Source organism: Clostridium sp. ATCC BAA-442, from assembly GCF_964239415.1.
GTDB lineage: Bacteria > Bacillota > Clostridia > Oscillospirales > Oscillospiraceae > Flavonifractor > Flavonifractor plautii.
Genome location: NZ_CAXSQB010000043.1, coordinates 627 through 14222 on the forward strand (window position 1 = coordinate 627; position 13596 = coordinate 14222).

Genomic DNA, 13596 nt, shown 5'->3' on the forward strand with positions numbered 1-13596 from the left:
GGGCCGTTGGCCCGGGGAACTTTTTAAAATATGGGGAGATTACTGAACCTGATCAAAAGTAATAACCAGCTTCAGGCTGCCATCAGAGACAGTGGCCGACGTGGCCTTGCCATTAGTAACAGTCAGGCTGCTATAATCGCCGGACTCGCCAAAAGCAAATCCATCCTTAGCAGTAAGCGTGACGGTGGCACGATAGAACTTCTGCTCAAAGTTTCCGCTTGCACTGGCCCAGCCGGAACTTCCGTCATCACTCTTTTCCCAAGTAGGAGTACCAATCTCGACCTTGCTGCTAGAAGCGCTGTCCGTCAGAGCAGCATCGGCAATGGTGGCACCGTTCGTCGGAGCGGTAATGGAAAGGTTCATATCAGCCGCGCTAATCTTGACGCTCACAGTGCACTCGGTGCTCTTCGTCTGGGCAGTCTTGTCGCCATTCACATCGTCCTTGGTGTTGGTGGCGATAACATAGTACTTCCCAGCCTCAGTGGGGGTGTAGGACTCGCCAGTCTCACCGGAGAGGGGCATGCCGTTCTTATACCACTGGTAGGACACAGTGCCCTTGTCGGCTACGCTGGCCTTGACCGTCAGCTTGTCTCCGACATAGCCGGTGGACTTCAGATCAGTGCCAAACGTGGGCTTCGCGGCATCCACCTTGGTGCCAACGTTGCAGGTGGCGCTCTTGGTGGTAGCGGTCAGGCTGTTGCGGGTATTGGTGACGACCACGTAGTACTCACCGGCATCGCTGGCCGTATAGGTGGCGCTGTTGGAGCCAACCACGGAATCGCTGCCGCCGGACACCTTGTGCCACTCGTAGGACAGGGTGCCCTTGTCGGGGGCGTTAGCCACGACCCTCAGCTCCGTGCCGGTGACGGCAGTGGTGGTCAGGTCGGTGGTGATCACAGGGGCCTTGGGGTTGGCAAAGGCGATCTTGTAGTAGACCATGCCCTTGTTGGTGTCGACGCCGACATACATAGCGCTGGTCACAACGGGATAGGGGTTAGTGGCAACCAGCTTGTAGGTGCCGAACACCTCTTCGTAGACGCCCTTCACATTGCCCTGCAGGGCGTTGACCAGAACGTCGGCGGTCAGTTTGTTCTGGGCGGTGGTGACACTGCCGGAGGTGCTGGCAGCCATGTCGTTGGTCAGGGTGATGGTCTGGTTGCTGATGTCGCTGATCATGGTCTCGTTGCTGGTGGAGATCACACCGTCGGACAGGGAGCCGGTACCGTGATCCGGCACCTCAGTGCCGTCCAGGACGCTCTTGATGTACGCGGCGCGGACCGTGTTCTCGTCGGCATCCAGAACCAGGACAGTCTCCTTCGCAACGCCGGTGGAGAAAGCGCCGGCGGGAGCGTTGGTGCCAGCGGACACGTCCTCCACGTTCCAGATATTCTTGTCGTAGGAGTAGCTGTCAACCAGCTTGGTGAGCTTCTTGTCGCTGTAGACAGCCACGGTGCCGTCGTTGAGCTTCACGGCATAGCCGGTCAGAACGTGGGTGCCGCTGCTGCCGGGGGCAGTCAGATCCGCCACGCCCTCGCCGTTCATGGTGTAGGCATAGGCAGTCTCAAAGTCGCTGTTGCCCTTGAACAGGGAGTCGTAGTCGGATTTGGTGAGCTTCAGGGTGGAGGCGGTGCCGTCCATCAGAAGCACGTTCAGGGTCACATAGCCGGAGGAGCTGCTGGTGCGGCCCAGGACATAGGCGTAGTCCTTCTCGGCGGCCACGCCCTCAGCGTCGAACAGAACCACGTCGGTCAGATTGGCCTTGGTGGTCTGGGCCACAAAAGCGGTGTTCTTGTCTACGTTAGACATCTTGTCGTAGCCGATGGCCACGCCGTACTTGTCATCGCCGTTCACGGTCGTGAAGTAGAAGGCCACGGTGTTCTTGTCCACGGCCACCTGATCGCTGGTGCCGTACTTGATACGGGCAGCGCCGGTATCATAGTCGGCGGCGAGGGTGCTGTCCACGTCGGCGGGGCTGTAGCGGTCGGTGCCGGTCGCGTTGGTGCCCACGATGGACTTGATGGTCAGAACATCCTTGTCGTTGAGGCTGTACTCAATGACATAGCCGGCAGCGAAACCGGACTGGTGCTGCTTGCTGGAGTAGTGAACGTCACCGCTGAAGGGCAGCGTGCCATCAGGCTTGGTGGTGGTGTTGTCCTGAACGGAGGAGCCCAGGAAGCCCTTCAGCTCCTCAATGCCGTTGTCCTTCTGCTGAGAGGAGGTCAGCTTGGGGAAGAGCTGCTCGCCCACGTTCTGCGCGGAGGCATCGAAGTTCAGGGTGTAAAGCTTCTCGGTGCCATCGGCCAGCAGAACCTTCACTTCGCCGGTGGGGTTGGAGTTGGTGCGGCCCGGATCGTAGCCGGAATCCAGGATCAGGGCATAGTCGCCCACGCCCTTGGAGGAGGGACGGTAAGCGATCACGTTGTCATTGGAGTCGAGGATGAAGTCGTAGTCGATGTCAAAGTCCACGCCGTCCTTGGTGCCGCAGTCCAGCACGTTGAACTCGTAGGTGTTGTCGGCCGCATCCGCCGCAAACAGGATGTAAGAGGGGTGGTACTCGGTGCCGCCCACGGTGATGGTCTGCTCCTTGGTCTTGCTGGAGGAGTAGGACTCCATCTGGCCGGTCACAACGTTGGGGGTGGAGACATGGTACTTGCCGCCGTAAGAGGCAACCAGAACCAGATCGCCCTCAGACAGGTTGGCGTCGGTCACGATGTTCTCGTTGTCGATGGCCTTGTTCTTGTTGAAGGCGTTCAGAGTGGTGGTCTCCTTGGAGTCGCTCTTGGCGATGACCTGGGTCAGAGTCTCCTGCAGGTACAGGACGTACTCAACAATACCGTCGCCGTCGTTGTCGATGGCGGTCATCTCCACGCCATAGGCATTGGTCTTGCCGTTGACGTTGGTGAAGCGGCCGGTCTTGGCGTCAAAGCCCAGCGCCTTAGTGGCGTCGGCCTCGCTGTCCATCACACCGTAGTTGACATAGTAGGCGGTGTCCTTGTCGGTGGACAGGCCGGTGCCCTTCAGGAAGTCCTTCATGGTGTCCTGCGTGTCAGCGGTGGTCTTGACCACGTTGCTGGCATCATCGAGGTACAGGCCCAGCACGGTGGAGTTGGAGAGAACGGTGGTCTTCTTGGCGTACATGGTCACGGTCTTGCCCAGCATGTCGGCAGTGGTGGACACGTTGAACACGACCTGGCCCTTCACCTCTTCGTACTCGCCGGTGGTGGTGTTGGAGGTAGTGGAGGCGTAGACCTTCACGTTCTCCATGGTGGTCTTGCCCTTGGCGGAGGCAAAGTCGCTGTCGGTGTTGTTCAGCGCGGCCTCCTCGTTGGAGACAACCACGCCCTCAATCTTGTAAACACCGTACTTGGCGCTCAGCAGGGTGCGGTGGTCGGTGAAGGCGATGGCATAGCCGTTCTCGTACTTCTGAATCATCTCGATGTCCAGAGCGTTGTAGATCAGCAGCGCCGCGTTGTCGCGGGTCAGAGGATCAGAGGTAGCTACACTCAGGTTGTCAAAGATGCCCAGGGTAGAGGCCAGAGAGGCGGTCTTGATGGCCCAGTCGGCACCGGTCAGGCCCTCGAGCTGCGCGTCGTAGCCGGCGGCCACCAGCAGCATCTTGGCGGCCTCGTTGCCGGTAACGGTAGCGGCGGGGTCAAACTTGCCGTTGCCGCGGCCGGCGATGATGCCCAGGCTGTAGCAGTAGTTGATGTAGCTCTCAGCCCAGTGGCCCTTCACGTCGGTCAGGCCGGTGTTCATCCCGACATACAGGCCGTCCACATCGGCGCCCTGATTCAGGACGGTGGCGATCATCTTCGCCATCTCGGCACGGGTCACGTTGCCGGTGGGGTCAAAGTAAGACCCGTCTTCCTTGCCGTTGATCACGCCCAGAGTAGTGAGCATGGAAACGGCATCCTTGTTGACGACTTTGTCCTTGTCGGAAAAGTCGTCGAGGCCCGTAGCGCTGGCGGAGACAACCATCATGCCGATGAGCATGATCGCCGCCAGAGCCAGGCTGAGAGCCCGCTTGAGGTTTCTCATTTGGATTTCCTCCTTCTGAATTTTGAGCCAGAGGGGCGTATAACGCCCCTTACAGGGGAGGAAACAATGCAGTTTTCGGGGGATAGGGATATAAAAGGCAGGAAAACAGAATCAAAAGGTTACTATGGTAGACGTTTGGTAGACAATACGGGAGCGGGAAAAGTGAAAACGCCTTGGAACCCAAAGGATTCCAAGGCATTTCTGGTAGACTTTTGGTAGAACGGTTTTTAAAACACGGCTGAGATATTGTCAATCGTCTTGATCTGCAAAAAATGGTACGGTTTACTTGTGATATATATTTGAATGCGATATACTTTAGAAAAGTAGTAAAAAAAGGAGGTATCACTATGCCCAAAACCCCGTGGGCCGACCGCTATCGGGCAGCTCCCACCAATAAGAGCAACGTTATGCGGACGATCATTCTGGAGGGCCCCATCAGCCGTGCTGCGCTTGCAAAACGGGTTGGGCTGAGCCTTCCCTCCGTCATGACCATCACGGAAAATCTGATTAACCGCGGTCTGGTGAGAGCTGTGGGAAAGGGAAAGAGCAGCGGCGGAAAACCGCCGGAATTGTTAAGCGTGGTGCCCGAAAGCGAATATTATATGGGGGTGGATATTGGCCGTGGGACCATACGACTGGTGCTGATGAATTTGGCGCAGAAGGTAGTATACGGAACCATGGTGGAAACGGGGGAGGTCCAGCCTGTTGAAGCATTTGTGGACCGGTTGTGCGAGCGGATTCAGAGCAGTCTGCTGGAATCCGGAGTTGCACTGGATCGGTTGGCCGGAGTGGGGGTGGCGATGCCCGGCCTCATCGAGCGGGATACCGGGCATATTCTCTTCTCCCCGGACTTTGGCTGGAGCGATATTCCGCTTCAGAGCTGGCTTCAGAGCCGGCTGTCCTACCCCGTGTTGGTCGAAAACGCCAATCGGGCACTGGCACTAGCGGAGAGTGGCTGGCGCGGGGATGGCGGAGAGAGCGGCACCCATACCGTTTTATGTGTCAACATTGGACACGGTATCGGTGCAGCTCTGATGCAGAACAATCAGCTCTACTACGGCAGCAGCGGCACCAGCGGTGAGCTGGGACACATCACTGTCTGCAAAGACGGTCCGCTCTGCGCCTGTGGAAACTCCGGCTGCCTGGAGGCGGTAGCTTCCGGTGAGGCCATTGCCCTGCAGGCCAGAGACGCCGTTTGCAGTGGTCTCCCTACCAGCCTGCGGGAGCGGTGCGGCGGCGCATCGGAGCGGATTGACGCCAAGCTGGTCTTTGAGGTGGCGGCCAAGGGAGACGCGGTAGCCCTCTCGATTGTGGACAAGGCTACTGACTATATCGGAATCGGACTGGCCATGGCGATCAATATCCTGGATCCGGACTGTATCGTTTTGTGCGGAGGCCTGACAAAAAACGGTCCGCTGTTTTTCGACCGGGTAGCCCATAGTATGCAAATGCGGCAGATGCGGCAGGCGGGACGCCATGTGACGCTCCGTTTGGGAACCCGCGGCGACTATGGAACGGCCATTGGGGCGGCCCATATTATCTCTTACAACGGCTGGCGGGTGCCAAGACTTGAGCATTACTATTGATTCCGGTGGATCAGACCAGGGGCGGCATTTTTGCTAAAATGTCGCCCCTGATTTTATGCTATATTCAAAAACCTTTCGGTATAATATACAAAAGGTTTTCAGTTGCATCATTCGAAACGCCAAAAATAGAAAAGAGGGATTGACATTTCTTGTGCATGGCGCTACAATTGCCTCGTTAAGTTAGTTAACTTAACTTAGTACAAAAGAATAAGAGCATTTGGGTATTTTAAAGGGGAATGGGCAGAGGAAAAGGAGTTTTCACGTGGGTGTTGATAAATTCACTTTAGCTTTGATGAACCGGAGGCTGGTGCTGAAAACAATCTGGGAGAGAGGCGCTATCAACAAGGCTGAGATCGCACGCCGGACGGGGCTGAGCCTACCGACCGCAATCAAGATCACAGATGAGTTGTTGGACAACCGTATTGTACGCTCCTGTGGGAGGCAGGAGGGCGCGTCCGGAAAGCGCCCCGAAATGTATGAGTTTGCTGGGGACTGCTATTACAGCGTCGGGATCGACTTTGCTCCAACCGTGCTGAGGGCGCTTGTGATGGATCTCAATGGAATGCCTGTTGCAAAGGCAAAGCGTCCCATTCCGGTACCGGAAGATGCCGACGCGGTCATTCAGACCGCCGCAGAGCTGATTGACCAGCTATTGCGCGAAAGCGGTATCCCGCTCCACCGGGTCCTGGGCGTTGGGGTGGGTGTGCCGGGGATTCTGGACCTGGACCAGGGAAGGGTACTCTTTTCCCCTAATTTTCATTGGGAGGATGTAGCGCTTTTGGAGCCGCTGGGGCGGCTGCTTTTACAACGGACCAGTATCCGCTGGCCTATGCGGCTGGAGAACTCCAACCGGGCTATGGCGCTGGGGGAGCAATTCTTTGGGTCAGGTGTGGGGTATCACTATTTTATCTGCATCAACCTTGGCTATGGCATCGGCGCAGCGGCCATTGAAAACGGAGAGCTGTGCGTCGGTGCCTCTGGGACATCAGGGGAGCTGGGCCACATCACGGTGGAGAAGGATGGGCCGCTGTGTACCTGCGGCAACAACGGCTGCCTGGAGGCAGTAGCCTCCGGGCGAGCGATTGCCCAGCAGGCCCGTAACCTGATTTCCAGCGGAGTCAAAACCCGTATTCTGGAGTTGGCAGGCGGCAATATTGAGCGGGTGGAGGCCAAGACCGTGTTCGCTGCCGCCCGGGAGCAGGATGTGGCCGCACTGGACTTGGTTCGGAGGGCAGGAGAATACATCGGCATCGGCATTGCCAGCTACATAAATCTGCTGGATCCCGAGAAGATCGTACTGGCCGGCGGAATGTCAAATGAGTCGCTTTTAATCGAACAGATCCAAAAAGTGGTCAAGATCCGCCGGATGCGCTTTGCCGGGCGCAGGGTCAAGCTGCGGGTGTCCAATCTGGGTGAGTATGGGACGGCAATCGGCGCGGCGGCCATTCAGTTGAAGACCCTGCTGAGGCAGGGGGGCTTATCGCTGACAAAAGAACAGGAGGAGGCTGTATGAGCGAGTATCGGTTGGAGGTACGGGGTGTGACAAAGGTCTTTCCCGGAACCCGGGCGCTGGATCAGGTACAGCTCCAGGTGCGGCCTGGCGAGGTTCACGCGCTGTGCGGCGAGAATGGTGCCGGGAAATCTACCCTCATGAACATCATCGGCGGCGTGTTTCCGCCCACGGAGGGCGAGATCTTGTTTGAAGGCGCGCCTATTGCCCCCAGGAGTCCCAAAGAAGCCCAGGATATCGGCATAGGCTTTGTTCATCAGGAATTGAGCCTGTGCCCCCACCTGACGGCGGCGGAGAATATCTTCATCGGGCGTCTGCCCCACAAGGGGGGAATGATTGATTTCAAACGCCTCTGGGCGGATGCCGACATGGTTCTGAAGCAGTTCAACGCCAATTTTCCCAGCAGCGCGCTGGTCAGTGAGCTGACTGTCTCTGAACAACAGATCATTGAGATTGCGAAGTCGGTTTCACTCAACTGCAAGCTGCTGATTCTGGATGAACCAACCTCCTCCCTCACGGAAAAGGAGACTGCCCGGCTCTTTGATTTGGTAAAGGAATTGAGCGGTAGGGGAATCAGCATTCTCTACATCTCCCACCGCATGGCGGAAATCTTTGAAATCTGCGACCGGGTCACTGTGTTCAAGGATGGTACCTATGTCACTACCATGGACACCGGAGATATCTGTGCAGACGATATCATCCGCGCTATGGTGGGCCGTGAGCTGGGAAATCTCTACCCAACCAAGAGCAGCTGTATCGCAGCGGACGATCCGGTTCTGGAGGTCAACGGCCTCACCGGCAGTATCTTCCGCGAAGTCAGTTTTGCCCTGCGGCGGGGGGAGATCCTGGGTTTTGCCGGGCTGGTGGGCGCGGGACGGAGCGAGGTTATGCGCGGTCTGTGCGCCATTGATCCCATCCGTTCCGGCCAGGTAGTGCTCAACGGCAGGCCCTGTGCCTTCCACACCTACCGTGACGCTGTGGATGCAGGCATCTGTTACTTGACCGAGGACCGCAAAACCCAGGGCCTGTTTCTGGAGATGAGTATCAAAAACAATATGTCCAGCGCCAACATGAAGGGAGTCTCCCATGGCATTTGGCTGGACGACAAGCTGGAGCGAAGCTTGGCCAACCGATTTGTAGAGCAACTGGCCATCAAAATTCCGGGCATTGAATACCCCATCAGCAGCCTGTCCGGCGGCAATCAGCAGAAGTGCCTGATCGGGAAGTGGCTTTCTCTGGCCCCAAAGGTCGTCATCATGGATGAGCCCACCCGCGGCATTGACGTGGGTGCAAAGCGGGAGATCCACGCGCTTCTGCGTCAACTGGCAGAGAGCGGCGTCGGTGTGATTGTGGTATCCAGTGAGCTGCCTGAGGTCATCGGCGTGTCCGACCGGGTGGCAGTCATGCACGAAGGGTGCTTGGCGGGCTTCCTCGAAGGCGAAGAGGTGACGGAAGAGAATATCATGAAGCTTGCCTCCGGCGAGCAGCTTGCGGAAAAGGAGTTGCGGCAATGAAACAGAAGAGCGAGATAAAGCGGACGGGACCGGAGCTTTTGAAGCGGTTGCTCCGGCAGCGCGAGATGAGCGTATTTCTCATTATTTTGCTTGTGGTGGCCATCGTGGCCATCGTCAATCCAAAGTTCATCCAGCCCTCCAACATGAAGAGCATCGCCCTGAGTGTGGCCACCGACGGCCTGCTCTCCATCGGACTGACCCTGGCTCTGATTCTGGGAGGCATTGAACTGAGCGTGGGCGGCGTGGCCGCCATGACGTGCGTCATTGCCGGCCAGATGGCTTTGATGGGGGTCAACATCTGGGTGGCCTGCCTGGCTGCTCTGGCTGCGGGAGCCGTATGCGGACTGTTCAACGGCTTTATGGTCAGCAAGGTGGGACTGCCGCCTTTCATCGTCACCCTGTCCATGATGAACCTCTCCCGCGGTGTGGCCTACATTATCACCACAGGCTCCCCCCTGTCGGTGTCCGGCTATCTGCCGGACAGCTTCCGCTTTCTGGCCACCGGCGATGTATTCGGCATCCCCGTGCTGTTCCTGATCTTCCTGCTGGTCACCGTGGTGGCCCTTATCTTTACCAAGAAGTCCAATGCCTGCCGTAACATCTACTATGTGGGCAGCAATGAAAATGCCGCCAAGCTCTCCGGTATCAATGTAGACCGGGTCAAGATCTTCGTCTATGTGGTCATCGCCTTGCTCTCAGCACTGGCCGGTATCCTTTCTCTCGCACGCTTCAATGTTTCCACCCCTGAGCTGTCCAAGGGCGCGGAAACCACCGCTATCTCTGCCGCGGTCATCGGCGGCACCTCCATGACCGGCGGCCTGGGCGGTATCCTGGGCACATTTCTCGGCATTTTCCTGCTGAAGATTGTGGACTCTGCCCTGGTTATGATGAATGTGTCCGTCTACTGGCAGGATTTCGTCCAGGGCGCTATCCTGGTCATCGCCGTTACCATCGACTATATGAGCCACCGAAAAAGCGGCAACAGCTTCCTCCAGCGCATGCTGGGCCTGGGGCGCAGGAAACCTGCCCTGCGGCCGTAATCCGTGATCCGGCGCCCGGCGCGGGCGCAGGCAATACCGCCAAGAAAAATAAAAGGAGGAACCCACAATGAAAAAGGCACTGGCACTTATTCTTGCACTGGCGCTCTCCCTGTCCCTGTTCGGCTGCTCCCCGGCCGAAGCACCCGAAGACTCCCCCAACGCTGGAGGGGACGGCACGCAGGCTTCGGCCGGAGCGTTCGTCGGCAACGAAAGCGACGAGTACTACATGGTCAGTTTCCTGTCCGGCATCGATTACTGGAAGCACTGCTTTGAGGGCATGGAGGATGCTGGAAACGCCTTGGGTGTTACTACTAAGTATACCGGCCAAACCGACTCTGATGTGGCCGGTCAGGTAGCTGTTCTGGAGCAGGTCATTGCCCAGAGTCCCAAGGGCATCGCAGTCACCTGCGTGAACTCCACCGCCCTGGCGGATACCATCAACTCTGCCAAGGAGCAGGGGATCTCTGTGGTGTGCTTTGACTCCGACTCTCCCACCTCCGACCGCTCCTCCTACCTGTCCACCGGCAATTCCGAAGCCGGCCGCATTGCCGCTGAGTACCTGGTACCCCTGTGCGGAGGGGAGGGTAAGATTGCCGTCCTCTATACCGTGGGCGCCGAGAACAGCGAAAGCCGTGTTCAGGGCTTTGAGGCCTGGTGCGCCGAAAACGCCCCTGGCATCGAGATCGTGAAGGTTAACGACGCCGGAGACACCACCGCTGCCACCGACAACATGTCGGCGGCCCTGCAGGCCAACGATGACCTGGTAGGCCTGTTCTGCGTGGACGGTATCGCCGGTACCGCTGGCCCTACCGCCGTGGCTGAGTCCGGCAAAGATCTGCGTGTGCTGGCTTTCGACGTGGACACCACCGTGCTGGACAAAGTGAAAAACGGTGAGATTGACGCCACTGTTGCCCAGGGGATGTATAACATGGGCTTCTGGAGCATGATGTTCCTCTATACCGAGGCCAACGGCCTGTCCGCCAAGGCGCTGCCCCAGAACGTGGACACCGGCGTTACCATCGTGACCAAGGAGAACGTGGACGAGTACTACCCCAAATAAAAGGGCAGCCCTCTGATACCATGCCCGCAGGACAGAGCCACACGCCCTGCTCCTGCGGGCCCTTTTTGTGGAAACGAAGTGTACCCCCTCCGGCATTTACTGCCCAGCACCCAGCCTGCTTGTGCCGGAGCCCAATTCTCTGGAAACAAAATCAAAAGGAGTGAATGAAATGAAGCACTTTGATTATTTTGCCCCCACCGAGATCATCTTCGGCGCCGGCCGCGTCACCGAGGCGGGGGCCCTTGCTGCCCGCTATGGGAAAAAGGCCATGCTGGTGACCGTCCCCGAGTTCCCTGCGGTGGCAGAACTGTACGCCAAGGTCAAAAAAAGCCTGTCTGACGCAGGTGTGGCCTGTGTGCACTATGACGGCGTGATCCCAAACCCAACCACTGAACTGGTCACCAGAGGAGCGGAGCTGGCAAAGGCCGAGGGGGTGGATGTGGTGATCGGTTTGGGCGGCGGCTCCTCCATGGATACCGCCAAGGCCATCGCTGTGGAGGCCACCCATCCCGGTACCGCCTGGGATTACAACTGCCACACCGCAGGCCCAACGGAGCAGACGCTGCCCATTCTGGCCATCAGCACGACCGCCGGCACCGGCAGCCAGACCACCCCATGTGCCGTCATTACCAAGACCAGTGCCAAGGACAAAAGCGCTATCTGGAACAAGAATATTTTCCCCCGCGCAGCCATTGTAGATCCCGAGGTTACCCTTTCCCTACCCGCCAGCGTAACTGCGCAGACCGGTTTTGATGCCTTCTGCCATAATTTTGAGGCATATCTCTCCGTCAACACCAACCCGCTGGTGGAGTGCATGGCCCTGGATGCCATCCGTATTATCGCCGCATACCTCCCCAGGGCGCTGGCCGACGGCTCCGACCTGGAGGCCCGCAGTCAGATGGCCTGGGCCGACACCTTGGGCGGTCTCACCAACGCATCCGCCGGTGTCACTTTGCCCCACGGCCTGGGCATGCAGATCGGCGGCCACTGTCCCCATGTCACCCACGGCCAGTCTCTGGCAGTCTTCTATCCCGCTTTTACCCGGTATACCTATCCCGCCGCTGAGCACAAGTTCGCCACGGTAGGCCGGATCTTCGAGCCCTCCCTGGAGCGGGAGAGCGATGCTGTGGCCGCGGAGAGAAGCTGCGATGCCATCGACTGCTTCCTTAAGAGGATCGGCCTTTGGATCAACTTCCGGGAGCTGAACGTGACCAAAGAGGATATCCGGGAGATTGCAGACTGCGGCCAGGTACTGGGCGACTATGCCAACAATCCCCGTGTCGCCACCATTCCAGAGATGTATGAGCTGCTCATGAGCTGCTACGACCGCAAATAGGGGGAGGGGGGTATTATGACGGAGACTGGCATCCTGAACCGGGATATTGCGGCCGAACTGGCCCGGATGGGACACACCGACCGGCTGCTGATCGCTGACGCCGGTCTGGCTATCCCGGACAGCACCAGGGTAATCGACCTCTCGCTGGCGGAAAACGTCCCCACAGCGGTAGATGTGCTCAAGGAGCTGCTCAAGCACTTCAGTGTGGAGGGTATCATTCTGAGCCAGGCCACCCTGGATGTGAGTCCCAGCCGCGAGCGGGAGTTCAAGGCATGTTTTCCACCTGAGCTGCCCTGCCAGGTGGTCGGCCATCCCTACTTTCGGGACGAACTGACACGCCAAGTAAAATTTGCCATCCGTACCGGGGACTTTACCGCCAACAGCAACATCATACTCATCAGTGCTGGCGGCCCCCGGTGGTACTGTGAAAAGAGTTGAGGAGGAAAAGGCATGCTGCAGCAGGTTATGACAGCCCCGGGGGTCATTGAATTCCGGGAGGTTCCAATCCCTGAGCCAAAGGCCGGTGAGGTACTGGTCAAAATCATGCGCATCGGCGTGTGCGGCTCGGATATCCATGTCTATCACGGTGAACACCCGTTTACGAAATATCCCGTCACCCAAGGCCACGAGGTGTCGGGGGAGATTGCCGCGCTTGGAAAGGGAGTCACCAGCCTCCGGGTGGGACAGCGTGTCACCATCGAGCCACAGGTGGTATGCGGCAGGTGCTACCCCTGCCGCCATGGAAAATACAATCTCTGCGAGGAACTCAAGGTGATGGGGTTCCAGACCACTGGTACCGCCAGCGAATTTTTTGCGGTGGATGCGGCTAAGATTACTCCGCTTCCCGACACAATGAGTTTTAATGAAGGGGCTATGATTGAGCCGCTGGCTGTGGCCGTTCATGCAGCTAAACGCTTTCCGGAGCTGGCGGGCGCCAAAGTGGCCATTTTGGGTTCCGGCCCCATCGGTATTCTGCTGGCCCAGAGCTGCAAGGCTCTGGGGGCGGCCCAGGTGCTCATTACCGATATCTCCGACGCCCGGCTGGAGCTGGCCCGGAGCTGTGGGGCGGACTTCGCAGTGAACACTCGGATACGTAATTTTGGTGAAGTCATGGTAGAGTGCTTCGGCCCGGACAAGGCGGATGTTATTTACGACTGCGCAGGCAACGATACCACCATGGGACAGGCTATCCAGTATGCCCGCAAGGGCAGCAAGCTGGTTCTGGTCGCAGTATATGCAGGAATGGCCCATGTGGATCTGGCCCTGCTTAATGACCACGAGCTGGATCTGGACAGCACCATGATGTACCGGCATGAGGACTATGTGGATGCCATCCGTCTGGTCAGTGAGGGGAAAATCCAGCTCAAGCCCCTGATGAGCCGGCACTTTGCCTTCGGGGACTATCAGAAAGCCTATGAATACATCGATGCCAACCGGGAAGCCACCATGAAGGTCCTGATCGATGTAGCTCCTTGTGAAGAATGACCAAGGGGCAGGGGGGGGGGGGGGGGG

Annotated in this window: 9 protein-coding genes; 8 read left to right on the forward strand and 1 reads right to left on the reverse strand. The window is 58.1% G+C overall.

Annotated elements, in window-relative coordinates:
- Positions 1 to 39 precede the first annotated feature (39 nt).
- Positions 40 to 4038 carry an S-layer homology domain-containing protein gene (locus ACESY8_RS15165; protein ID WP_498794830.1) on the reverse strand — a complete coding sequence of 1333 codons (3999 nt, stop codon included), beginning with the start codon at positions 4036 to 4038 and terminating at the stop codon, positions 40 to 42.
- Between the two features lie 347 nt (positions 4039 to 4385).
- Between ACESY8_RS15165 and ACESY8_RS15170 the strand changes: the two genes are divergently transcribed.
- The 8 genes from ACESY8_RS15170 to ACESY8_RS15205 all read left to right on the forward strand — a co-directional run bounded on the left by ACESY8_RS15170 (position 4386) and on the right by ACESY8_RS15205 (position 13569).
- Positions 4386 to 5624 (forward strand): ROK family transcriptional regulator, encoded by a 1239-nt coding sequence (locus ACESY8_RS15170; RefSeq protein WP_054339029.1) that lies wholly within the window; start codon positions 4386 to 4388, stop codon positions 5622 to 5624.
- A 262-nt stretch (positions 5625 to 5886) separates the two neighbouring features.
- The gene (locus tag ACESY8_RS15175; protein WP_195447025.1) at positions 5887 to 7137 is read left to right on the forward strand and encodes an ROK family transcriptional regulator; all 1251 of its coding nucleotides are present in this window, start codon (positions 5887 to 5889) and stop codon (positions 7135 to 7137) included.
- The gene (locus ACESY8_RS15180; protein ID WP_054339028.1) at positions 7134 to 8648 is read left to right on the forward strand and encodes a sugar ABC transporter ATP-binding protein; all 1515 of its coding nucleotides are present in this window, start codon (positions 7134 to 7136) and stop codon (positions 8646 to 8648) included. Before ACESY8_RS15175 ends, ACESY8_RS15180 begins: the two co-directional genes overlap by 4 nt.
- Positions 8645 to 9688: an ABC transporter permease gene (locus ACESY8_RS15185; protein ID WP_054339027.1), complete on the forward strand. Its 1044-nt coding sequence runs from the start codon at positions 8645 to 8647 to the stop codon at positions 9686 to 9688. The genes ACESY8_RS15180 and ACESY8_RS15185 overlap by 4 nt, the downstream gene beginning before the upstream one ends.
- Before the next feature lie 67 nt (positions 9689 to 9755).
- Entirely contained in the window at positions 9756 to 10748 is a 993-nt protein-coding gene (locus tag ACESY8_RS15190; RefSeq protein ID WP_007492508.1) for a substrate-binding domain-containing protein, read from the forward strand.
- Between the two features lie 169 nt (positions 10749 to 10917).
- On the forward strand, positions 10918 to 12084 hold the full coding sequence (locus tag ACESY8_RS15195; protein ID WP_054339026.1) for an iron-containing alcohol dehydrogenase: 1167 nt from the start codon (positions 10918 to 10920) through the stop codon (positions 12082 to 12084).
- 15 nt (positions 12085 to 12099) lie between these two features.
- Complete coding sequence (gene rbsD, locus ACESY8_RS15200) at positions 12100 to 12522, forward strand: D-ribose pyranase (protein WP_007492514.1); 423 nt, start codon at positions 12100 to 12102, stop codon at positions 12520 to 12522.
- Between the two features lie 12 nt (positions 12523 to 12534).
- Positions 12535 to 13569, forward strand: a complete 1035-nt coding sequence (locus ACESY8_RS15205) for a zinc-dependent alcohol dehydrogenase (protein WP_434307910.1) — start codon at positions 12535 to 12537, stop codon at positions 13567 to 13569.
- Positions 13570 to 13596 lie beyond the last annotated feature (27 nt).

Bases quoted from the DNA above. Each gene is read 5' to 3' on its own strand.
- ACESY8_RS15195 (WP_054339026.1), top strand. From the start codon at position 10,918: ATGAAGCACTTTGATTATTTTGCCCCCACCGAGATCATCTTCGGCGCC.
- ACESY8_RS15190 (WP_007492508.1), top strand. From the start codon at position 9,756: ATGAAAAAGGCACTGGCACTTATTCTTGCACTGGCGCTCTCCCTGTCC.
- ACESY8_RS15165 (WP_498794830.1), bottom strand. From the start codon at position 4,038: ATGAGAAACCTCAAGCGGGCTCTCAGCCTGGCTCTGGCGGCGATCATG.
- ACESY8_RS15205 (WP_434307910.1), top strand. From the start codon at position 12,535: ATGCTGCAGCAGGTTATGACAGCCCCGGGGGTCATTGAATTCCGGGAG.
- ACESY8_RS15180 (WP_054339028.1), top strand. From the start codon at position 7,134: ATGAGCGAGTATCGGTTGGAGGTACGGGGTGTGACAAAGGTCTTTCCC.
- ACESY8_RS15170 (WP_054339029.1), top strand. From the start codon at position 4,386: ATGCCCAAAACCCCGTGGGCCGACCGCTATCGGGCAGCTCCCACCAAT.
- rbsD (WP_007492514.1), top strand. From the start codon at position 12,100: ATGACGGAGACTGGCATCCTGAACCGGGATATTGCGGCCGAACTGGCC.
- ACESY8_RS15185 (WP_054339027.1), top strand. From the start codon at position 8,645: ATGAAACAGAAGAGCGAGATAAAGCGGACGGGACCGGAGCTTTTGAAG.